The sequence below is a fragment of the Halobaculum sp. XH14 genome, assembly GCF_032116555.1.
Classification (GTDB): domain Archaea; phylum Halobacteriota; class Halobacteria; order Halobacteriales; family Haloferacaceae; genus Halorarum; species Halorarum halobium.
Genome location: NZ_CP134951.1, coordinates 166,844 through 186,606 on the forward strand (window position 1 = coordinate 166,844; position 19,763 = coordinate 186,606).

Sequence of the window (19,763 nt, forward strand, 5' to 3'; positions counted from 1 at the left end):
AGGGGTGATGCCGGTCACTCCTCGATCCGCTGGTGGGGCTGTAACACCTCGTAGATCGCGTTCCCGAGGTGGTTGATGGCGTAGGCCGTACAGACCAGCATCAGCGCCGGGAACAGGAACGCCCACCAGTCGAACGACCCGCCCGCCGAGAGCCCCGCCGCGATGGCGCTCCCCCACGAGTCCGTCGAGGCGTCGACGACGCCGAGATACGAGAACGTCGCCTCCATCACGAGGATGAACGGGATCTGGGTCGTCAGCCCCGCGACGATGGTCCCCGAGACGTTCGGGACGAGGTGGCGGCGGATGACGTCGAACCTGCTCGCGCCCGCGCTCTCGGCGGCGACGACGTAGCCCGCGTCGCTGCGGCGCGAGGCGTCGTTGCGGACGCGGCGGGCGACCCGGTCCCAGTCGAGCAGGCCGAACAGCAGCACGAGCGCGACGACGCTCGCCTCGTAGACGAACTGAATCATGAAGTAGGCGATGAACGCCGGGATCGCCTGCTGGAAGTCGACGTAGCGCATCAGGACCGCGTCGACGCGGCCGCCGAAATACGCCGCCACGGAGCCGACGACGGTGGCGATGGGGACGAGGATGACGGCGGTGATGACGACCACCTTCAGCGCGAGGCGCGCGCCGGTAAGGAGGAACGCGAGCACGTCGTACCCGCGGACGGTCGTCCCGAGCGGGTGGATCGTCGTCCCGTGACACCGCCCGTCGACCACGCCCGTCGGACACCAGTTCCGGCCCGCCATCCCCGTCGAGTCCCAGAACGGCGGGAGCGAACTCGGCTCGCCCCGCACGCGGAGTTCGGTCCACAGCGGCGCGTTCTCCGGGCCGCCCCACACCTCCGGTCCGAGCGCGGCCGCGAGGACGAACAGCCCGAGGTACGCGAGGCTGAGCTTCGCTCCCGGCTGAGCCAGCAGTTCCCGCCCGTATCGCTTCGTGAGCCGCGGCGACGACGCCAGCGGCACGACGACGTAGAACGTCAGGACGATGGCCGAGAACAGCGAGAGCCAGTCGAGCACCGTCGGGTTCCAGCTTCCGACGAGCAGCAGCCCCTTCGGGACGAACAGGTAGTCGTAGAGGAACAGCGCGAACAGCGCCAGCAGCGACCCCACGAACGCGACGGTCGTCCGGGTGACGAGGAAGCCCGACCCGTCGTACTCGTCCCAGTCGAGGTCGGTGAACGTCGGGCCGGCGGCGGCCGCGCCGCCGTCCGTTCGGGCACCTCCCCCCGTCGAAACGACGGGCGACCGGGCGTCGGTGTCCCTCCCGGCGTCGACGTCGGTGCCGACGTCTGCATCGTCCGCCATCACCCCTCACCCCCCGAGACCCGCGGATCGATGGCCGCGGAGACCACGTCCATCGCCAGGTTGGCGACGAGCGCCGTCGAGACGAGCAGCGTCACGGTCGTGAGGATGAGCCCGAAGTCCCGCTCCATGAACCCGCGGAACGAGACCATCCCGAGCCCCGGGATGCCGAGGACCACCTCGACGACGTAGATGGTGACGAACAGCACGACGAGCACCTCCGAGACTACCAGCGCGAGCAGCGGCGAGGCGGCGTTCCGGAGGACGTGCTCGTACACGCGCCGGGGCGACACGCCGTTGGCCCGGAGCATCTTGACGAACTCCTCGGCGAGGATGTCCCGCGTCTCGGTCCGCACCCAGAGCACCTGCGCGCCGTAGAGGTTGACGCCGAGGACGAGCGCGGCGGGCGCGAGCGCGAGGAGGTTTCCCGTGCTCGTGACCGGCGCCGACGCGGTGTAGCCCAGCAGCGCGTCGAGCCCGAAGTCGGTCTCGCCCGCGAGGATGATGAGCCCCTCGCCCAGCACGAACGCCGGGAGGCTGAGACAGAGGTAGCCGAGCGCCCGGGTCGCGCGGTCGGTGCGACCGCCACGCAGTGCCGCCGCGGTCCCGCTCGCCAGGCTGAGCGCGCTCGCCACGACCACGCCGGGGACGAGGTACGCGACCGTCCGCGGGATGGACCGCGAGAGCACCTCGGTGACGCTCGCCTCGTAGGCGAACGACGGGCCGAAGTTCAGCGTGAGAAAGGAGACGAGCCAGCCCCCGTAGCGGGCCAGCAGCGGCCTGTTGCGCCCGCGGACGGCGCGGTAGGCCGCCTGGGCCTCCGCGCCCTCCTCGCCGCCGCCGGCCGCCCATCCGACGAGCGCCTCGTTCGGGTCCGGCGTGAACGCCAGGAAGAGAAACAGGAGCGTGAGGAACAGCCACGCGGCGAAGGCGGTCCAGCCGACCCGGAGCGCGAGGAACCGCCTGTTCATCGGGGAGCCACCTCCGCGGGAGACGCGACGGCCTCACGGTGGAGGTGACACGCGACGCGGCGCTCGGCCGTTTCTTCGCCGCCGTCGACGGCGGCGCCCGGGAAGGCCGAATCCGGTGGCGCGGCCCCGGGGGCGACGTGGTCGGGCACCCGTTCCATGCAGGGCGACCGTAGGGGCTCGGCGGCGGCGGGAACGCCGGCCTCGCGCTCCCCGCGGACGATGCCGACGGCGGCCTCGACGAGCGCCGGTTCGGCTGTCGAGGCCGGTCCGTCGGCTGGGGCCGATCCGTTCCCGATCCCGGACAGGCCGTAGGCGTCACGGACGAGCGCCGGCAGGTCGTCGGTCGGGACGTCCGCGCCCGCCCGCTCGGCGAGCCCCTCCCGGTCGACCGCGCCCTCGCGGACGTCGACGTAGAGCCGCATCAGCCGGCGGTATCGCGCCGGGTCCAGCGCGACGTCATCTGGCGGGATGAGCGACGGACAGCGCGGGTGGAACCGGCAGCCGTCGGGCGGGTCCGCCGGGTCGGGCACCTCGCCGGCCAGCCCGCTCCGGGCGCCGACGTCGCCGCCGATGGTCGGCACCGCCTCGGTCAGCGCGCGGGTGTACGGGTGTGCCGGGTCGGCGAACAGCTCCTCGGTCGGGCCGACCTCGACGAGTTTGCCGGCGTACATCACGCCGACGCGGTCACACACCTCGCGGACGACGTTCATGTCGTGGCTGATGAGCAGCACCGAGAGCCCGAGCTCGGCACGGAGCGAGGAGAGCAGGTCGAGCACCTGCGCCTGGATGGAGACGTCGAGCGCCGACACCGGCTCGTCGGCGACGAGCAGGTCCGGGTTCAACACCAGCGCCCGGGCGATGGCGGCGCGCTGCTTTTGCCCGCCGGAGAGTTCGCGCGGGTACCGGGTCGCCACGTCGGCCGAGAGGCCGACCCGGTCGAGCAGGTCGAACACCACCGACTCGCGGACGTCGGCGTCGCGGACGCCGTGCAGCTGGAGCGGCTCGGCGACCGACTGGCGGACGGTCATCCGCGGGTCGAAGCTGTCGGCCGGGTTCTGGAGGACGAGTTGTGCCCGGCGGCGGAACGCTCGCAGTTCCTCGTCGTCGAACGCCGTGAGGTCCGCGCCGTCGAACCGGACCGTGCCGGCGGTCGGTTCCTCCAGCCGGAGCACGTTCCGCGCCGCCGTGGACTTGCCACAGCCGGACTCGCCGAGCAGGCCGAACACCTCGCCCTCGCGGACCGCGAAGTCGATGCCGTCGACGGCGCGGACGTGGCCGGTCGTCCGGTCGAAGAGGCCCGACGACACCGGGTAGTGCTTCTCTAACCCCTCGACCGAGAGCAGCGGGTCGCTCACTGCTCCACCCCCGTCGGCGCGGCGTCGTCCAGCGCTGCCGGGTCGGCCTCGACGCCGTCGTCGTAGTAGACGCAGGCGGCACGGCGACCCTCCGCCCGGCCGAGCCGATGGAGCGGCGGCCGCTCGCCGCCCCGGCAGGCGTCGACCGCGTCGGGACAGCGCGGGTGGAACCGACAGCCGGCGGGCGGGTCCGCCGGGTCCGGCGGCTCGCCCTCGATGGGGCGCATCTCGCCGCCCTGGCCGGGGAGGCTGGCGAGCAGCCCCCGCGTGTACGGGTGGGCCGGGTTCCCGAACACCGACTCGGCGGTGCCCGTCTCCATCACCGTCCCGCCGTACATGACGACGACGCGGTCGGCGACCTCGTAGACGACGCCCAGGTCGTGGGTGACGAGCAGGACCGCCATGTCGCGCTCCTCGCTCAGCTCCTCGAACAGCCGCAGGATCTGCGCCTCGGTCGTCACGTCCAGCGCCGTGGTCGGCTCGTCCGCGATGAGCAGGTCGGGGTCCGAGGCCAGCGCCATCGCCACGAGCACGCGCTGTTTCATGCCGCCGGAGAACTGGTGGGGGTACTCGTCCGAGCGGTCGCGGGGGTTCGGAATGCCAACGTCTGCGAGCAGTTCGACGGCGCGCTCGCGGGCGGCGGATTTGCCGACGTCACCGTGGGCGCGGATCGCCTCGACGAGCTGGTCGCGGACGGTATACACCGGGTCGAGCGCGTTCTGCGGGTTCTGGAACACGTGGCCGACGTCGTTCCCGCGGATCTCGCGGAGCCGGGAGGCGGGCGCGGCGAGGAGGTCCTCGCCGGCGAACTCCACCCGCTCGGCGCGGACGGTCGCCGGCGGGCTCGGGACGAGTCGGGTGATCGACTCGCAGGTGACCGTCTTGCCGGAGCCGGACTCGCCGACGATGCAGACCGTCTCGCCGGGGGCGACCGAGAGGTCGACGCCGTCGACAGCGCGGACGGTGCCCTCGTTCGTCTCGAACGTCGTCCGGAGGTTCCGGACGCGCAGCAGTTCCTCGCTCATCGGTCGCGTCGACCGGGGAGCGGGCGATCGAGCGATGCGAGACGGGGATCGAGGTGGGAGACCATACCGCGGTGGGCCCCTCGTGACACGTAAATCGTGTGAAAGCTGAAATCCGTGCTTCAGCGACGCCGCCGGTTCGCACGCGCTGAGAACGGGGACCCGCACCTTATGACCCCCCGGGCGTCATGCCGGGGTAGATAGATGGGCACTGCGGCAGCGGTCCTGTTCCAGCAGAACAGTCGACGGACGGCGACGCGCGTGTTCAAGGGGTACCGGCTCGCGGACGTCGAGGCCACCGACCGGCTGGTCGAACGGCTGGAGCGGTATCTCACGAGCCAGCGGTTCACCGAGACTGTCGACGCCCCCCACTGGCTCGACACGGGGACGCCGATCGGCGAGGCGACCCTCCCGGAGTTCGGCTCGCGGCTCGACGCGTTCGACACGTTCCTGCTCGTCGCCGTGACCGACCGGGCCGTCGAGACGTTCGTCGGCGTCCCCCTCGCGGTCGACGTGCTCCCGGCCCTCGCGGAGGGGATCCGCGTCCGGGAGTACGGCGCCGCCGACCGTGCGGACGGCCGCCCGCGGCCGGACGCGACCCCGGCCCGCACGTTCGACGCCGACACGTTCGGCCCGCCGCTGACCGGGGCTGCCGCCGAGGGCGGCCTGCTCGAGTGGTGGCACCTGTTCGCGCTCCAGGCCGGGACCAGGCTCCGGGAGACGCCCGCGGACGACCGGGAGACCGGCCCGGACGGCGTGGCGACCCTCCGGGTCGCCCACGGCGACGGCCTGGTCTGCGTCGACCTGCTCGACCCCGACGTGCTCGACGCGCTCGCCCGGGAAGCGGTCTACGTCAACGTCGGCTCGCTCGGCGAGCACGCGGCCGACGGCGGGGCAGGGGCGGGAAGCTCCCCAGCGGAGGGAGCGACCGCGGACGCGTCCCTCGAGGAGAAGCTGACCGGGACCCTGCGGACGACGGCGACGCGGCGATACCGCTACGCGCGACACCTCTGGGCGGTTCGACACGGAGGCGACGAGCGACTCGGGGACTCGAACGCGACGCTGGCCGAGGAGCGCGAGACCGCGCAGGCACACATGCTCGCCGACCTCGATTCGAGATGCGGCGAGGCGCTCGGGCCGTTCTCCGGCGGCTCGTTCGGCGCGCTGCTCCGCGCGGAGACCGCGACGCGGCCGGACACGTTCGCGCTCAACACCACGCCGGACCTGGATCGGGACACGGTGGCGAGCGACCTCGCCGGCATCGACCCCGACTACAACCCGGAGCACGACCCGATGCTCCGGTAGGTCGGGCGGCGGTTCAGACGTCGCCGTTGACGACCGCCGCGACCTCGGTCCGGTCGAACAGCCACTCCTCCTCGGGGATCTCCGGATAGTGCTCGCCGTCCTCGTACCCCGGCCGCTCGCCGAACCGGTCCGGGTGGAGCTGTTTCGCGCCCGTCTCGATCCGGAAGCGGTTCATGATCGGCCCCCGGTACCGCATGCCGACGGCGTACACGCGGTCCCCCTGGACCGCGCCGAAAGAAACGAGGCCCTTTCGTTACTCCGCCGCGTCCGCCGGGAGCGAGTCGGCGTACGTCCGGATCCTGTCGTCGGCGACGACCTCGAGCAGCAGGTCGTCCGGCAGGTGCTCGGCGAGCCGGCGCTTGCCGTCCTCGGCCCGCCCCTCGATCGTCTCCTGGTCGAGGTAGGCGTCGAGGCGGCGGTCGATCTCCCGCTCGCAGATCCGGTCGTACGGCTCCTCGGAGATGTCCACGCCGTCTGGGGCCTGCTCGGCGGCCCACTCGCGCCAGTGCTCGCGGACGCTCCCCTCGTCGTCGATCTCGCTCCGGCGGCGGAGCCAGTCCCAGTAGCCGTCGACCGGGTCCCAGTAGCCCTGCTCGCGCCGGCGGTCGCGGAGCAGTTCGCGCGCCACGCTGGCCCCGTGGCCGGCGGCGACGATGGCCTGGTCGGCCGCGCCCGCCATCGGCCCGGCGACGTAGAGCCCCTCGATCGGCGTCCGTCCGTCGTCGTCCGGGTACTCGCCGTCGAAGTGCTCGTGCTCCTCGCCGCCGTGCTCGTGCGTCTCGAACATCGCCGCCTCGTCGTCGAGCGGGCGCAGGTAGTCGGCGTCGTACTTCGTCGTCGCCACGACCGCCTCGGCCCGGACCGTCCGGCCCTCCTGGGTCTCGACGAGGAAGCCGCCCTCGTCCGCGCGCTCGACCCGCTCGACGAGGTCCGGGACGACCTCGCCGCCCGACTCGGCGACCTGGGCCTGGGCCAGGTCGGTGAACGTCCCGACGTCGATGCCGGCGGGGAAGCCGAGGTAGTTCTCCAGGTACGCACAGCGGGCCAGCGAGGAGTTCCCGCGGTCGAACACGAGCGTCTCCAGCCCGTAGCGCGCGGCGAACACCGCCGCCGAACAGCCCGTCGGCCCGCCGCCGACGACGACCACGTCCGCGGACGCCTCGGACCCGTCCACGTCGGTCTGCTCGCCCGTGCTCCCCGCGGACGTCTCTGCCCCGTTCTCTCCGGTCGACTCGGCCCCGTCCGCGTCGCTCACGCCGACCACGCTCCCGGCCCCGCGATCCCGGAGGACGTCCGGCACCGCCGGCTCGTTCGGTTCGTCATGTGGATTAGGCTCGCCTAAAGGCTAATAACGGTTTTCGTGTCGGCCGGCCGGGTCGGTCGGACACGTCGGACTGTCTCATCTATTCGGTTTAAGTGTGACACTCTCTCACGGACCGTTGGGTAAGCCCGGTTGACTGTCGGACTCGCCCACGCGGCCCCAGCGGGAGGGGAGCGCCCGTGGCGACACGGGCGCGATTTCCGTGCGACCGGTCGACGAGAGTTCCCGGGTTCGTGCCGCGGCGCGCACCCGTCCTACCGGGGAACTTATCACTGACTGACCGTTCAGTTAGCCCGTGTCTTCCACGTCCGAGGCCATCCGCGTCGAGTCGCTTCGCAGGGAGTTCGACGCGACGACGGCCGTCGACGGCCTCTCGTTCGCCGTCGAGGAGGGCGAGCTGTTCGGCCTCCTCGGCCCCAACGGGGCGGGCAAGTCGACGCTCATCAACATGCTGTGTACGCTCCTGGCGCCCACCGGCGGGACCGCCTCGGTCGCCGGCCACGACGTGCGGACCGACACGGCCGGCGTCCGCGACAGCATCGGCATCGTGTTCCAGGAGCCGGCGCTCGACGAGGAACTGACCGCCGAGGAGAACCTCGCCTTCCACGCCCGGCTGTACGGGCTCGACCGGGCCGAGCGCGCCGAACGCATCGGCGAGGTGCTCGCGCTCGTGGACCTCGTGGACGAGCGGGACACGCTCGTCAAGCAGTTCTCCGACGGCATGAAGCGCCGCCTGGAGATCGCGCGGGGACTCGTCCACCGGCCCGCCGTGCTGTTCCTCGACGAGCCGACGCTCGGACTCGACGCCGGAACCAGACGCGACACCTGGGCGTACATCCGCCGGTTGAACGACGAGGCCGGCGTGACGGTGGTGCTGACGACCCACTACATGGACGAGGCCGACCAGCTCTGTGACCGGGTCGCCGTCGTCGATTCGGGCCGCATCGTCGCGCTCGACGCGCCGCAGGCGCTGAAGGACGACCTCGGCGGCGACGTGATCTCGGTCGAACTGGCCGACGGCGACGACGCCGACCGTCTCACGGCCGCGTTGCGCGACCGTCCCTGGGTGGCGAGCGTCGAGGAGACGGCCGACGGGCTCGCCGTGACCGTCGAGCGCGGCGAGACGAAGATTCCCGCGCTCGTGGGCGTCGCCGCCGACGTCGGCGCGACCGTCACCGCCGTCGGCCTCCACTCGCCGACGCTGGAGACGGTGTTCCTCTCGCTCACCGGCACCACGATGGCCGAATCCGCCGAACCGGACGCGTCCTCAGAGGCGTCCGAGTCGGATGATTCCGGGAGTTTGGAGCGTTCGGACAGTTTTGACGGGCGGGACGGCCGGGTCGGCCGCGACGGGGCGACGGCCGCGACCGCCGCGGAGGGAGACGAATGAGTCTCGTCGAACCGGGCGCGATCTACGCGCTCTGGCTCCGGGACGTGAAGCGGTTCGTGCGGTCGCCCTCGCGGGTCGTCGGCTCGCTGCTGACGCCGCTGCTGTTCCTCGTCTTCCTCGGCTCGGGACTGAGCGGCGCGCGCATCCCCGGGATGCCGGAGGGGGTCGACTACCTCCAGTACCTCGTGCCGGGCATCGCCGGGTTCGCCATGCTGTTCGGGGCCTCGTTCGCCGGGCTGTCGATCCTCGCCGACCGGGACGTCGGCTTCCTCAAGGAGATCCTCGTCGCGCCGGTGAGCCGCACCTCCATCGTGCTCGGCTGGATCGCCGGCGGGTCGACGACCGCGTTCGTCCAGGGGAGCCTCATCATCCTGCTGTCCATCCCGCTCGGCTTCCGGGTGCAGAGCCCGCTCTCGCTCCCGCTCGCGGGGGTCGTGCTGGTGCTGCTGGCGACGACGTTCGTCGGCTTCGGCATCGCGCTCGCGTCCGGGTTCAAGGACAGCCAGGGGTTCGGGCTCATCATCCAGTTCGTCATCTTCCCGCTCTTTCTCCTCTCGGGGGCGCTGTTCCCGCTCTCGGGGCTGCCGACGCCGGTGCAGTACCTCGCGCTGGCGAACCCGCTGACCTACGGCGTCGACGCGCTGCGGGGCGTCCTCATCGGCACGTCGACGTACCCGCTGGCGCTGGATTTCGCCGCGCTCGCCGCCTCCGCGACCGTCATGGTGGCGCTCGGGGCCGCGCTGTTCGAGCGCGTCGAGGCTGTGTAGCGGGGCCGGACGCGACAGTCTCGGTTGCGAGGTGGGTGGGTGGGTGGGTAAATGCGGAGTGAGCGAGCGCGACACGGTCGGCGAGGGTGTACCGCAGTTGCCGAACTCTCCCCTCAGCCGAACGCGGTGATGACCCCGATTCCGACGACCACGCCGGTCGCGGCGACGCCGAGTTTCCAGGTCACGCGCTCCAGCCTGCTCGGCATGAACAGCGACGAGAGCACGACGACGAACAGCGTGTTCGTGATGATGACCGGCGTGACGACGCTCACGGGTGCGATCTCCAGGGCGACGTAGTAGCCGACCAGAAACAGCGTGTTCGAGAGCCCCGCGAGCACGAACCAGCGCATGTCGGCCGAGCGGAACGTCGATCGGGCCGGGAGCCCTCCGCGGAACCTGAGATAGAGAACCAGTCCGAGGATGGCGGCGACGGTCTTGACGACCAGGCCGACCGGGGCCGGCGTCCCGGCGGCGAACCCGAACTTGGCGAAGACGGGTTCCATGCCGTACGCGACCGCCGCGGCGACGGGGATCAGGAGCCCGAGCGAGAGCTCCCGCCGCGAGAGGTCGTCCGGGTTCTCGTGGTTCGTCTCCCACGCGATGACGACGATGCCGACGACGACGAGCGCGATGCCGACCGCGTGGATCGCGGACAGCGCCTCGTCGAGGAACACGACGCCGGCGACCGTCGAGACGAGCGCCCAGGCGGCGACGATGGGTGCGGTCCTGCTCGCGCCGATCCGCTCGATGCTGGTGTAGCTCAGGATGCGGCCGAGCATCGTGCCGACCATCCCCGCCGCGGCGAAGGAGAGCCACGAGACGGGGGTGAGTCCGTAGTCGGGGTAGTAGAGGACCGCGACCGAGGGCAGGAGGACGAGCACGTTCACCGCGATGACGACGACGACCGCGTCGGTCGCCCGGCCCTCGTCGGTCCCCTTCCGGACGAAGAGGTTCTGGGCGGCGATGCCGAGCGCCGCCACGAGCGAGACGAGCACGGCGACGAGCGTCGTTACGTCTACCATCGGATGTGTGCGTGAGGTTCGGGTTGTTCCGGTCCGGACATGAGCGGTTCGATTCCGGTGATTTGGCTGCTATGGGTGCATCGCGTTCGGTGGAGTCCCGGGTGTCGTGACGACCGGCTCGAAAGCCCCCGACTGGCTACGCTCCCGCGGCACGCTCTGTGCTCCTCGCGCTCCCTCCGGTCGCGCTGTGGTGCTTGAGGCGCCGGGGTTCGCGTAGCCAGCCGACCCTTTCAGTCCCACCCACCGCACCTCGCCCTCCCCAGCCTCCTGCGCTCCTCGCCTTCGGCTGCGGTGCTCGTCCCTCGCACGAGCGGCCGCGCGCCACGTAGCCCGTCCAGCCGAGTGCGGTCGGCGCGCGTGTCGGCGAGCCCCGCAGGGGCGAGCAGACGCGCGCGAGGGGTGAGCGAGGAGCGGAGCGACGAGCGAATCGGCTGGGGAGGCGTGTGGCTGTGCGGTGCGGTCGTGGTGGGTGGGACTGAAAGGGGCCGGCGCTCTCGGGGACGGCGGACGACGCAAGCACCACAGCGCGAGCGGAGCGAGCGCGAGGAGCGCAGCGAGGCCCCCGACCCGAGAGCGCCGGGGGCTTTCGAGGCGTGCGTCACAATGACCGAACCAACTCTCGCGGTCGCCACGAAACATCCCACGCGATACATTCCAACAAGTAACGGAATGTCGACCCAGAATCACTCCCCGTGCGGAACCGAGAGCACCACGGCCTCCCCGGACACGACCCGCTCGTCGTCGACGAACGCGACCGTCTCCACGCGAACCCGGTCGCCGCCGACGTGTTCGACCACCTCCACCTCGGCCCGGACCGTCGCCCCCGGCCGGACCGGGTTCTCGAACGAGAGGTCCTGCGAGAGGTAGATGATGTCGCCCGGGAGCGTCGCCAGCGCGGCGCTCACCACCCCGGCCGAAAACATCCCGTGGGCGATACGGCCGCCGAACGTCGTCTCCCCGGCGTACGCCTCGTCCAGATGAATGGGGTTGTGGTCGCCCGTGAGGTCGGCGTAGGCGTCGATGTCGGCGGCGGTGACCGCGCGCTCGGCGCTCGCCGCGTCGCCGACTGCTGCGATGGGCATACTCCCTCCTCCGCCCCGGCGGCGAAAAACGACCGGGTTAACATGTGAAGTGCGCCCTTGAAGGCGGAGCGTCGTGACCACCCGGCCATGCCGAGAGCGGACAACGACGGCGTGGCGCTCGTCTACGAGGAGCGGGGGCGCGAGGCCGCCGACGCGGGGACCGTCGTCCTCTGTGAGGGGCTGGGCTACGGCCGGTGGATGTGGAACTGGCAGGCCGAGGCGCTCGCGGACGACTACCACCTCCTCCTCTGGGACAACCGCGGCACCGGGGAGTCCGACGAGCCAGAGGGACCCTACTCCATCCCCGAGATGGCGGCCGACCTGGAGGCCGTCCTCGCCGACGCCGGCGTCGACGAGGCGCACGTCGTCGGCGCGAGCATGGGCGGGATGGTCGCCCAGCGCTACGCGCTCGAGTACGACCGGGCCGCCTCGCTCGCCCTGCTCTGCACCTCGCCGGGCGGTCCCGACGCCCACCCGACGCCCGAGTCCACGATGGCACGGATGCTGTCGGTGCCCGAGGACGCCGACGAGCGCGAGACCATCCGCTACCGAATGGCCCCCGCGATGACCGACGAGTTCGTCGAGTCCAACGACGCGCTGGTCTCGGACGTCGTCGACTGGCGGCTGGCCTCGGACGCGTCCGAGGCTGCCCGCGAGGCGCAGGTCGCCGCCGTGGCCGCCTTCGACGCGAGCGACGAACTCGGCGAGGTGGACGTCCCGGTCCTGCTCGCACACGGCACCGCGGACGAGGTGGTTCCGGTCGAGAACACGGAATTGCTCGCCGAGCGGCTCCCCCACGCGACCGTCGAGTACGTCGAGGACGGCCCGCACCTGTTCTTCATCGAGGACGCGGCGCGCGTGAACGACATGCTCTCGACGTTCCTCGCCGATGCGTGAGTTCGCGCCGGCCCCGCCGGCGAACGAGTGGGTGGGCGACTGGAGCGCCCGCCGCGCCCGCCTCTCGCCCGAGAAAGTGGGGCTCGTGGACGCGACGAGCGGCGCGGAGTTCACCTACGCCGAACTGGACGAGCGCGCGAACCGGACCGCCCGCCTGCTCCGCGAACGCAGCGTCGACAGGGGCGACCGGGTCGCGGTCGTCTCGCGCAACCGGCCCGAACTCGTCGACCTGTTCTTCGCGACCGGGAAGCTCGGCGCGGTGCTCGCGCCGCTCTCCCACCGGCTCGCGCCGCCCGAACTCGCCGAACTGCTCGACGCCGTCGACGCCGCGCTGCTCGTCGTGGAGGACGAGTTCGCCGACCTCGTGGGCGACGGAGCGGGCGACTCCGGCGGCGAACCGGCGGCCGAGCTCGCGGCCGGTGACGCCGGCACGCTCCCCGACGGGCTGGTCGTCGGCGACGACGCGGAATCGGTCGCGGGGGCCGCGGCCGACCTCGCGGGCGAGGCGGCCGACGACGTGGACGGCTGGGCCGACGCGCTCCCGGCCGACGGCTCCCCGGTCGAGCGCCCCGACGTGGCGATGGACGACCCGCACCTGTTCCTCCACACCGGCGGCTCGACCGGCGTCCCGAAGGAGACGATCATCCCCCACCGCGCGGTGCTGTGGAACTCGTTCAACACCATCACCGCGTGGGGGCTCCGGCCCGAGGACGCCACGCCGATGACGTTCCCGATGTTCCACACCGGCGGCTGGAACGTGATCACCGTCCCGCTGTTCCACCTCGGGGGCACCGTCGTCATCGCCCGCGACTTCGACGCCGGCGAGGTGCTCGGCATCGTGGACGAACGCGACGCGAGCGTCCTCGTCGCCGTCCCGGCGGTGCTGCGGATGATGGCCGACCACGGCGACTGGCCCGACACGGACCTCTCGTCGCTCCGGGTGGCCAAGTCCGGCGGCGGCCCCTGCCGGGGGTCGGTCATCGACGCCTGGCGCGAGCGCGGCGTCGACCTCTCGCAGGGGTACGGGCTGACCGAGTGCGGCCCGAACAACTTCTCCATGCCCGACGGCTGGGACCGCGAGAAGACGGACGCGGTCGGCGTGCCCGCGATGCACGTCGACGCCCGCGTCGTCGACGGCGACGGCGACCCGCTCCCGGACGGCGAGGTCGGCGAACTCGAACTCTCCGGCCCGCACGCGGCCGACGGCTACTGGCGGAACCCGGCCGAGAGCGGGGCGACGTTCGGCGCCCGGAGCGACGGCGCCACGGATGGCGATGACGGGTCGGCCGACGCCGGGGGCGACGCGGCCGGGTGGGTGTCGACGGGCGACCTCGCCCGCGTCGACGCCGACGGCTACTACCACATCGAGGGCCGGGAGAAGAACATGTTCGTCAGCGGCGGCGAGAACGTCTACCCGCCCGAGGTTGAGGACGTCCTCGCCGACCACCCGGCCGTCGACGACGTGGTCGTCGTCGGCGTCCCCAACGAGGAGTGGGGGACGGTCGGCCTCGCGGTCGTCGAGGGCGACGAGTCGCTGACGCTCGCGGCGCTCCGCGAGTTCTGTGACGGCCGGCTGGCGCGGTTCAAACACCCCCGCGACCTGGCGTTCGTCGGGGGACTCCCCACGTCCGGCCCGTCGAAGATCGATCGCGTGGCGGTGCGGGAACGCTTCGGCGACGGCTAGACTGGTCGGCGACGCCACGGGCTCACGCCCGCGCCGTCGACGCCGTCGAGCGGTGATTGGCCGCGGACGGGAGAGACGCCGCGGGCAGTCGAGACGCACGGGGCGACCGAGACGTCCCGGGAGGGACGGCCTACGGGTCCCGACGTGACTCCTCGATCCCGGTCAGCGCACGGAACGCGAACATCAGTCCCGGGCCGATCTCGGCGCGGATGGGCGGGAGCGACGGCGAGTCGTCGGAGCTGATCGAGTGTCCGGTCTCCCTGGCGTGGTCGATGGCGCGCTCGGAGGAGTCGGTTCCCGTCCGGTCGGCCGAATCGCGGCTCGACCACTCGCAGTCGAGACAGTACTTCATTCGGACGCGGCGTCGTTGCGGGCGTCTTCGAGCGGGTCGATGGCCTCCGGTAACGACGCACGGTCCGTCCGGTTCGGGTCCGTCGGGCCTGCGGGCTCGCGGACGGTCGTCGCGGACGGCGGCGTGCCGTCCGCCTGGGGGGTCTGGCCGGAACGGTCCACATCACGCGTTCCGCGCGCTATCGGTTAAGGGCGGGGAAAAATCTCTCGGCGCAGCCGCTGAACGGAAGGCCGAATCCGTGCGGAGTCGTCGAGTCGTGGCTCGAACCGGCAGTCACCCCGTTCGAGCGGGCGGGCGGGAGCGAGTCACGCGGTCTCGGCCTCGGTCACCCCTCGAACCGTCCTCAGGACGGAGACCGCGCGGTCGAACACGGGACCGGTCCGGACGCTGTCGTCCGCCGGGTCGTGTTCCACGACCGCCGCGTCGGCCAGTTTGGGGAGGTGGTTGTGGTGGATCCGGATCCTGACCGAGTGGAGTTGTTCGGTCGAGAGCTCCCGAATCGGGGTCTCGTGGAGCCGCTTGGCCACGTGTTCGACCAGCGTCGAGACCGGGAGGGCCCGGTCGACTTCGTCGAGCACTTCGAGGAGGTGCCGCCGCTGGGCGGTGTCGAGCAGCCGGTGCAGGTCGTCGACCTGACGTGGCCCTTCGACCATACCGTATCGAGCCGGCCCGGCCGGAGGAACCCTCGCCCTGAAATTTCAGTCGTTTATCCCGGAGACCGGCGTGTCCTCCGAGGGCGGGGCGATCGTGAGCGCGTTGGCGATCCAGGTCTGGTTGGCCCGTCGCAGCCGCCCCGACAGCGACTGGGCCGAGATGCCCAGCTCGTCCGCCACCTCCGTCAGCGTCGCCTCGCGGGGCGTCTCGAAGTAGCCCGCCTCCCAGGCGGTGACGAGCGCGTCGTGCTGCTTCTGGGTCAGCCCGTACTTGACGCCGCTCTGCGGGTTCGAGATGTCGTAGAGCCGGCGGAGTTCGAACGAGATCTCGTTCGCCTGGCAGTACTCGCGGAAGTCGGTGAGCCGTTCGTGGCTGTCGAAGCGGATGCGGAGCTCCCACTGGTCGTTCTCGCCTTTCGCCTCGAGGATGGTCGCGCCGACGTTCGTGTAGGCGTACGCGATCGCCTCCGTGTTCTCGGTCCACTCGGCCCGGTAGAGCGCGGACTCGTCGAACTCGTCGAGCTTCCGGAGGCGCTGGACCGACGGGTCCTCCGCGACCGCCGCCTCGAACGCGTCGAACTCCGTGACCGAGACCCAGAAGTACGGGGTGAGCAGTTCGCGGCTCGCGACGACGCGCTCGATGTCGATGACGGCGTCGGGGACCGACTGCAGGGTCCGGTTGAGCGCGAACGCGTCCGAGGGGACGAGGAACTCGCCGAAGAGAGTCACGGCTCCAGTTCGGCGTCGACCGACAAAAACTGCCGGGCGGGCCGGCCGCCTCGGCGACGAGCCTCGGACCTCAGGCGACGCGATTCGGCGGCTTCGCGGGCCACGCGTGCCGACGATGGCACACGACCCGGCGGAACTACCGGCAATAGTTACAGACTGTTCGCCGTGGACGGAACCGTAAACCGTATTACCGGCCCAACGAGAGGTTCGCGCCAACCCGAGTGAACGACCGTGTTAGATGTCACAATGGACGTGGAGCAGTACGACTGCCCGTTCATCGACGCCACGGAGGAGCACGGGGTGGCGTTCTCCGCGGTCCACTGGGAATTCGACACGGCGACCGAGTCGCTCGAGACCCGGATGGTCGTCGAGGGCGAGGACCGGCACGAGCTCGCGTCGGGGCTCACCGAACTCCGGGACCACGAGACGCTGGGCGACTACTCGCTGCTCTCGAAGGCCGACGGCGTCGCCCACATTCGCACGATCATCGACCAGACGGCGGCGATGGAGACGATCCGCGAGGGCGGCGGCTACATCACCGGCCCGTTCTACATCGCCGACGGGAGCGAGATGTGGCACGTCGGCTTCGACGACCGCGGCGAGGCCGACGGGACGCTCTCGCGGCTCGACCGCGACAACGAGTACGAGATCGTCGAGCGGCGCGAGCCCGACATGCCCGAACTCCAGGGGTTCGTCCAGAACGTGGGGGCGGCGATGACGCTCATCGAGGGCTGTCAGGACCTCTCGCCGGTCGAGCGCGAGACGCTGGAGACGGCGGCCTCCGAGGGCTACTTCGAGAGCCCGCGCTCGGCGACGCTGGGGACGCTCGCGGAGCGGTTCGACGTCTCGAAGCCCGCGGTGTCGAAGAATCTCCGGCGAGGCCAGCGGAAGATGCTCGAACGCGTCGTCGAGGCGATGGGCGAACTGGAGTAGCCGGTCGTCCCCCTGGTCTCACGGCTCCCCCGGCCCCGCCGCGTCGTCACCGCGGCTCCTCCGCCAGTTCGATGCCGTCCCGGTACTCCTCGAACGCGTGGTCGAGCTCCCGCTTGATCGCGTCCCGTTCGGCCTCCGACAGCTCCCGGCCCTCCTCGGCGGCCAGGATTCCGCGCGCGAGCAGCTCGTTGCTCATCCGCATCGACGGCCCGGCGAAGTTCGTCGAGAGGTCCTGCCGGTCGCGTGCCATTTGGTTCCAGACGCCGCCCTCGGTGTAGAGGTAGGTGAACGCCAGCGTCCCGGCGCCAATGACGCCGATGAGCGGCCAGGCGTACTCGCCGTGCCCGTACTGCCGAAGCGTCAGCGTGGCCGTCGAGATCCCTGTCAGCCCGAGCATCGCCAGCCGAATCATCCCCGACACGCCGTCCACCCTCGCCAGCCAGCGGGCGGCGAGCCGGACCCACCATCTGTTCGCTGTCATGCGTTCACCGGAGAGAGTTCGCCGCTCGGATAAAAAGGCGCGGGCGACGGGTCGGGGGGCCGACATCGATCTCCCGTGACGGGGACCGCGATCTCCGACGCCGGGCGGACTCGCCGCCGGAGGGCCGAATCCGGCCGTGTTCACATGTTAACCCGGCAGTATTTGGGGTATCCTTTTATAGAACACTCCGTATGAGCCAGCGTATCACACGGCGCCGGGCCATCGCGGCGATCGGCGCGGCGGGCGTCACCGGCCTCGCGGGCTGTTCCGGGGGCGGGGACGGGACCGACACGCCGACCGACGCCAGTGGCGGGAACGACACGGGGACGACGCAGAACGGGACAACAATGGGAGATTCAGGCGGCGCGTCCGGGTCGGTGAAGATCGGGGTTCTCCAGCCGATTTCGGGGGATCTCCAGTACTACGGCCAGCAGTCGGTGTGGGGCTTCTCGTCGGGGCTCGCCTACAAGGCGGGTACGGAGCCGCAGGTCGCCGCCGAGTCCGGGAGCCAGACGGTCACCGTCGGCGACGTCGACTACGAACTGCTCGTCCGCGACAGCGGCTTCTCGGCCGACCAGGCCCAGTCGCTCGCGACGAACCTCGTCACCGACGAGGAGGTCGACATGCTGTTCGGCTGTGCCTCCTCGGGGGCGGCGACGCGGGTGAGCGAGCAGGTCGCCCAGCAGGCCGACGTCCCGTACATGATGGGCCCGGCGGCCTCCGCGGCCGCGACCGCCGAGCAGTCGAGCTGTGGCGACATGATCTTCCGCGCCTCCGAGAACACGGCGATGGACGCCCGCTCGGGCGGGAAGTACGTCGCCCAGGAGTCGGACGTCTCGACGGTGTACCTGTTCGGCGCGGACTACTCGTTCGGCCGCGCGGTCGTGAACAACTACGAGGACGTGCTCACCGAGGAGGGCGTCGAGATCGTCGGCAAGCGCTTCGTCCCGCAGGGGTACAGCGAGTGGGAGGGCCTGCTCGACAACGCCGCCGAGGCGGGCGCCGAGGGCATCGTCACCGGGTTCACGGTCGCCACGCTCCCCAACCTGTTCACGACGTTCCTCAACGGCGACTACGAGTTCCGCGCGTTCGGCGGCATCGCCACCGAGATCACCAACGCGGTCATCGGCGGTCTGCTCCAGAACTCGCTCGGCGAGCCGCTCACCCAGGAGAAGCTCGACGGGCTCGGCATGGGGCCGTTCACGACGCGCTACCACTGGAACCAGTACGACAACGAGATCAACACGACGTTCGTCGAGGGGTACACGAACGCGTACGGCAAAGTGCCGGACCTGTTCAGTTCGGGCACGTTCGCGGCCGCCTCGGCCATCGTGCAGGCCGTCGAGGCGGGCGGCTCCACCGAGGGGGCCGACATCGCCGCGGAGCTCACCGGCATGACGATCGCCGAGACGCCGAAGGGGACGGACGCCTACACGTTCCAGGAGTACAACGGGCAGGCCCGCTCGGAGATGACCGTCGCCAACCTCGTCCCGACCGCCGACGAGTGGAGCGAGTCGTGGGGGTCGGCCGTCCAGCCCGGCGAGCCGACCGCGCGCATCCCCGCCGACCAGACGACCATCCCGGCCGACGCGGACGGGATGAACTGCTCGCTGTAGATGCTGCGGACCCGAGGGCTCACCAGACGGTTCGGCGGTCTCACGGCCGTCGACGACGTGGGCCTGGCGCTCGGGGAGGACGAACTCTGTTCGCTCATCGGTCCCAACGGGGCCGGCAAGACCACCTTCTTCAACCTCCTCACGGGGGCGCTCGACCCCTCGGAGGGAACCGTCGAGCTCCGGACCGGCCGGGCCGGCGGGAACGCTGAATCCGACGACGCCGGCGTCGACGCGGACGGCTGGCGCGACGTCACCGGCGCGTCCCCCCACGAGGTGGCCTCCATGGGCGTCCACCGGTCCTACCAGATCACGAACGTCTTCCCCGCGAGCACCGTGCTAGAGAACGTCCGCGTCGCCGCGCAGGCGGCCGGCCCCGACGCCGCGAACTTCTGGCGCAACGCCGGCCAGCTGGACAGGTATCTCGACGAGGCGTACGCCGTCCTCGACCGCGTCGGCCTCGCCGACCGCGCCGAGGAGCCGGCGAGCGCGCTCTCCCACGGCGCGAAACGGCAACTGGAGGTCGGCATCGCGCTCGCGGGCGACCCGGACGTCCTGCTGCTCGACGAGCCGAACGCCGGGGTCTCCTCCGAGAGCGTCGACCGCGTCGTCGACCTCATCGAGGACGTCGCGGCCGACCACGCCGTGCTGCTGGTCGAGCACAACATGGACATCGTGATGGAGGTCTCCGACCGCGTGGTCGTGCTCAACCAGGGCGCGGTCATCGCTGACGACGAGCCGGCGGCGGTCCGCGAGGACCCGGCGGTCCAGGAGGCGTATCTGGGCGGCTACGAGCCCGGCACCGCCGGCAGCGACGCCGACGGTGAGGCCGACGAATCGGGGGCCGCGACGGGAGGTGAGGCCGCGTGAGTTCGG

General features: G+C 71.3%; 20 protein-coding genes and 1 pseudogene. 8 read left to right on the top strand and 13 right to left on the bottom strand.

Annotation, left to right across the window (positions count from 1 at the left end; genetic code table 11):
- Window positions 1–14 precede the first annotated feature (14 nt).
- Genes RJT50_RS18490 through RJT50_RS18505 form a run of 4 tightly spaced genes read right to left on the bottom strand, consistent with a single transcriptional unit; the run spans window position 15 to window position 4,661 of the window.
- The gene (locus RJT50_RS18490; RefSeq protein WP_313696217.1) at window positions 15–1,313 is read right to left on the bottom strand and encodes an ABC transporter permease; all 1,299 of its coding nucleotides are present in this window, start codon (window positions 1,311–1,313) and stop codon (window positions 15–17) included.
- Window positions 1,313–2,281, bottom strand: coding sequence for an ABC transporter permease (locus RJT50_RS18495; RefSeq protein ID WP_313696218.1), 969 nt, complete (start codon window positions 2,279–2,281; stop codon window positions 1,313–1,315). Before RJT50_RS18495 ends, RJT50_RS18490 begins: the two co-directional genes overlap by 1 nt.
- Window positions 2,278–3,636 (bottom strand): oligopeptide/dipeptide ABC transporter ATP-binding protein, encoded by a 1,359-nt coding sequence (locus tag RJT50_RS18500; RefSeq protein ID WP_313696219.1) that lies wholly within the window; start codon window positions 3,634–3,636, stop codon window positions 2,278–2,280. The genes RJT50_RS18495 and RJT50_RS18500 overlap by 4 nt, the downstream gene beginning before the upstream one ends.
- Entirely contained in the window at window positions 3,633–4,661 is a 1,029-nt protein-coding gene (locus RJT50_RS18505; protein ID WP_313696220.1) for an ABC transporter ATP-binding protein, read from the bottom strand. The genes RJT50_RS18500 and RJT50_RS18505 overlap by 4 nt, the downstream gene beginning before the upstream one ends.
- Window positions 4,662–4,862: 201 nt before the next feature.
- On the opposite strand from RJT50_RS18505, the gene RJT50_RS18510 reads away from it, so the two are divergent.
- Entirely contained in the window at window positions 4,863–5,963 is a 1,101-nt protein-coding gene (locus tag RJT50_RS18510; protein ID WP_313696221.1) for a hypothetical protein, read from the top strand.
- A gap of 13 nt (window positions 5,964–5,976) precedes the next feature.
- Here the strand turns inward: RJT50_RS18510 and RJT50_RS18515 are convergent.
- Window positions 5,977–6,192 (bottom strand): annotated as a pseudogene (locus RJT50_RS18515) (ABC transporter substrate-binding protein); the annotation flags it as partial.
- 24 nt (window positions 6,193–6,216) lie between these two features.
- On the bottom strand, window positions 6,217–7,137 hold the full coding sequence (locus tag RJT50_RS18520) for an FAD-dependent oxidoreductase (protein WP_425499743.1): 921 nt from the start codon (window positions 7,135–7,137) through the stop codon (window positions 6,217–6,219).
- A gap of 442 nt (window positions 7,138–7,579) precedes the next feature.
- Between RJT50_RS18520 and RJT50_RS18525 the strand changes: the two genes are divergently transcribed.
- Together RJT50_RS18525 and RJT50_RS18530 are read left to right on the top strand one after the other, a co-directional pair.
- Complete coding sequence (locus RJT50_RS18525) at window positions 7,580–8,674, top strand: ATP-binding cassette domain-containing protein (protein WP_313696223.1); 1,095 nt, start codon at window positions 7,580–7,582, stop codon at window positions 8,672–8,674.
- The gene (locus RJT50_RS18530; RefSeq protein ID WP_313696224.1) at window positions 8,671–9,441 is read left to right on the top strand and encodes an ABC transporter permease; all 771 of its coding nucleotides are present in this window, start codon (window positions 8,671–8,673) and stop codon (window positions 9,439–9,441) included. The genes RJT50_RS18525 and RJT50_RS18530 overlap by 4 nt, the downstream gene beginning before the upstream one ends.
- 113 nt (window positions 9,442–9,554) lie before the next feature.
- Here the strand turns inward: RJT50_RS18530 and RJT50_RS18535 are convergent, their stop codons facing one another.
- Both RJT50_RS18535 and RJT50_RS18540 read right to left on the bottom strand, forming a co-directional pair.
- Window positions 9,555–10,463 carry a DMT family transporter gene (locus RJT50_RS18535; protein ID WP_313696225.1) on the bottom strand — a complete coding sequence of 303 codons (909 nt, stop codon included), beginning with the start codon at window positions 10,461–10,463 and terminating at the stop codon, window positions 9,555–9,557.
- A gap of 683 nt (window positions 10,464–11,146) precedes the next feature.
- On the bottom strand, window positions 11,147–11,545 hold the full coding sequence (locus RJT50_RS18540; protein ID WP_313696226.1) for a MaoC family dehydratase: 399 nt from the start codon (window positions 11,543–11,545) through the stop codon (window positions 11,147–11,149).
- Between the two features lie 87 nt (window positions 11,546–11,632).
- Here RJT50_RS18540 and RJT50_RS18545 point away from each other — a divergent pair, with 87 nt between their 5' ends.
- On the top strand, window positions 11,633–12,442 hold the full coding sequence (locus tag RJT50_RS18545) for an alpha/beta fold hydrolase (RefSeq protein ID WP_313696227.1): 810 nt from the start codon (window positions 11,633–11,635) through the stop codon (window positions 12,440–12,442).
- Complete coding sequence (locus RJT50_RS18550) at window positions 12,435–14,126, top strand: AMP-binding protein (RefSeq protein WP_313696228.1); 1,692 nt, start codon at window positions 12,435–12,437, stop codon at window positions 14,124–14,126. Before RJT50_RS18545 ends, RJT50_RS18550 begins: the two co-directional genes overlap by 8 nt.
- A gap of 130 nt (window positions 14,127–14,256) precedes the next feature.
- Here RJT50_RS18550 and RJT50_RS18555 read toward each other — a convergent pair whose 3' ends face one another.
- From RJT50_RS18555 to RJT50_RS18570, 4 genes are all read right to left on the bottom strand, one after another.
- Window positions 14,257–14,478, bottom strand: a complete 222-nt coding sequence (locus RJT50_RS18555; RefSeq protein WP_313696229.1) for a hypothetical protein — start codon at window positions 14,476–14,478, stop codon at window positions 14,257–14,259.
- Entirely contained in the window at window positions 14,475–14,639 is a 165-nt protein-coding gene (locus tag RJT50_RS18560) for a hypothetical protein (RefSeq protein ID WP_313696230.1), read from the bottom strand. Before RJT50_RS18560 ends, RJT50_RS18555 begins: the two co-directional genes overlap by 4 nt.
- Before the next feature lie 144 nt (window positions 14,640–14,783).
- Window positions 14,784–15,131 (bottom strand): DUF7344 domain-containing protein, encoded by a 348-nt coding sequence (locus RJT50_RS18565; RefSeq protein ID WP_313696231.1) that lies wholly within the window; start codon window positions 15,129–15,131, stop codon window positions 14,784–14,786.
- Window positions 15,132–15,176: 45 nt separating this feature from the next.
- Window positions 15,177–15,860, bottom strand: a complete 684-nt coding sequence (locus RJT50_RS18570) for a helix-turn-helix domain-containing protein (protein ID WP_313696232.1) — start codon at window positions 15,858–15,860, stop codon at window positions 15,177–15,179.
- 231 nt (window positions 15,861–16,091) lie between these two features.
- On the opposite strand from RJT50_RS18570, the gene RJT50_RS18575 reads away from it, so the two are divergent.
- The gene (locus RJT50_RS18575) at window positions 16,092–16,793 is read left to right on the top strand and encodes a helix-turn-helix domain-containing protein (protein ID WP_313696233.1); all 702 of its coding nucleotides are present in this window, start codon (window positions 16,092–16,094) and stop codon (window positions 16,791–16,793) included.
- Window positions 16,794–16,839: 46 nt separating this feature from the next.
- Here RJT50_RS18575 and RJT50_RS18580 read toward each other — a convergent pair whose 3' ends face one another.
- The gene (locus tag RJT50_RS18580) at window positions 16,840–17,274 is read right to left on the bottom strand and encodes a hypothetical protein (RefSeq protein ID WP_313696234.1); all 435 of its coding nucleotides are present in this window, start codon (window positions 17,272–17,274) and stop codon (window positions 16,840–16,842) included.
- Between the two features lie 191 nt (window positions 17,275–17,465).
- Between RJT50_RS18580 and RJT50_RS18585 the strand changes: the two genes are divergently transcribed.
- Together RJT50_RS18585 and RJT50_RS18590 are read left to right on the top strand one after the other, a co-directional pair.
- Window positions 17,466–18,890 carry an ABC transporter substrate-binding protein gene (locus tag RJT50_RS18585; protein ID WP_313696235.1) on the top strand — a complete coding sequence of 475 codons (1,425 nt, stop codon included), beginning with the start codon at window positions 17,466–17,468 and terminating at the stop codon, window positions 18,888–18,890.
- On the top strand, window positions 18,891–19,757 hold the full coding sequence (locus tag RJT50_RS18590) for an ABC transporter ATP-binding protein (RefSeq protein WP_313696236.1): 867 nt from the start codon (window positions 18,891–18,893) through the stop codon (window positions 19,755–19,757). It begins immediately after the preceding gene.
- Window positions 19,758–19,763 lie beyond the last annotated feature (6 nt).

Excerpts from the sequence above, each read along its gene's own strand:
- RJT50_RS18510 (WP_313696221.1), top strand. The coding sequence starts at position 4,863 with ATGGGCACTGCGGCAGCGGTCCTGTTCCAGCAGAACAGTCGACGGACG.
- RJT50_RS18540 (WP_313696226.1), bottom strand. The coding sequence starts at position 11,545 with ATGCCCATCGCAGCAGTCGGCGACGCGGCGAGCGCCGAGCGCGCGGTC.
- RJT50_RS18495 (WP_313696218.1), bottom strand. The coding sequence starts at position 2,281 with ATGAACAGGCGGTTCCTCGCGCTCCGGGTCGGCTGGACCGCCTTCGCC.
- RJT50_RS18530 (WP_313696224.1), top strand. The coding sequence starts at position 8,671 with ATGAGTCTCGTCGAACCGGGCGCGATCTACGCGCTCTGGCTCCGGGAC.
- RJT50_RS18505 (WP_313696220.1), bottom strand. The coding sequence starts at position 4,661 with ATGAGCGAGGAACTGCTGCGCGTCCGGAACCTCCGGACGACGTTCGAG.
- RJT50_RS18545 (WP_313696227.1), top strand. The coding sequence starts at position 11,633 with ATGCCGAGAGCGGACAACGACGGCGTGGCGCTCGTCTACGAGGAGCGG.
- RJT50_RS18535 (WP_313696225.1), bottom strand. The coding sequence starts at position 10,463 with ATGGTAGACGTAACGACGCTCGTCGCCGTGCTCGTCTCGCTCGTGGCG.
- RJT50_RS18555 (WP_313696229.1), bottom strand. The coding sequence starts at position 14,478 with ATGAAGTACTGTCTCGACTGCGAGTGGTCGAGCCGCGATTCGGCCGAC.
- RJT50_RS18580 (WP_313696234.1), bottom strand. The coding sequence starts at position 17,274 with ATGACAGCGAACAGATGGTGGGTCCGGCTCGCCGCCCGCTGGCTGGCG.
- RJT50_RS18585 (WP_313696235.1), top strand. The coding sequence starts at position 17,466 with ATGAGCCAGCGTATCACACGGCGCCGGGCCATCGCGGCGATCGGCGCG.
- RJT50_RS18565 (WP_313696231.1), bottom strand. The coding sequence starts at position 15,131 with ATGGTCGAAGGGCCACGTCAGGTCGACGACCTGCACCGGCTGCTCGAC.
- RJT50_RS18590 (WP_313696236.1), top strand. The coding sequence starts at position 18,891 with ATGCTGCGGACCCGAGGGCTCACCAGACGGTTCGGCGGTCTCACGGCC.
- RJT50_RS18490 (WP_313696217.1), bottom strand. The coding sequence starts at position 1,313 with ATGGCGGACGATGCAGACGTCGGCACCGACGTCGACGCCGGGAGGGAC.
- RJT50_RS18550 (WP_313696228.1), top strand. The coding sequence starts at position 12,435 with ATGCGTGAGTTCGCGCCGGCCCCGCCGGCGAACGAGTGGGTGGGCGAC.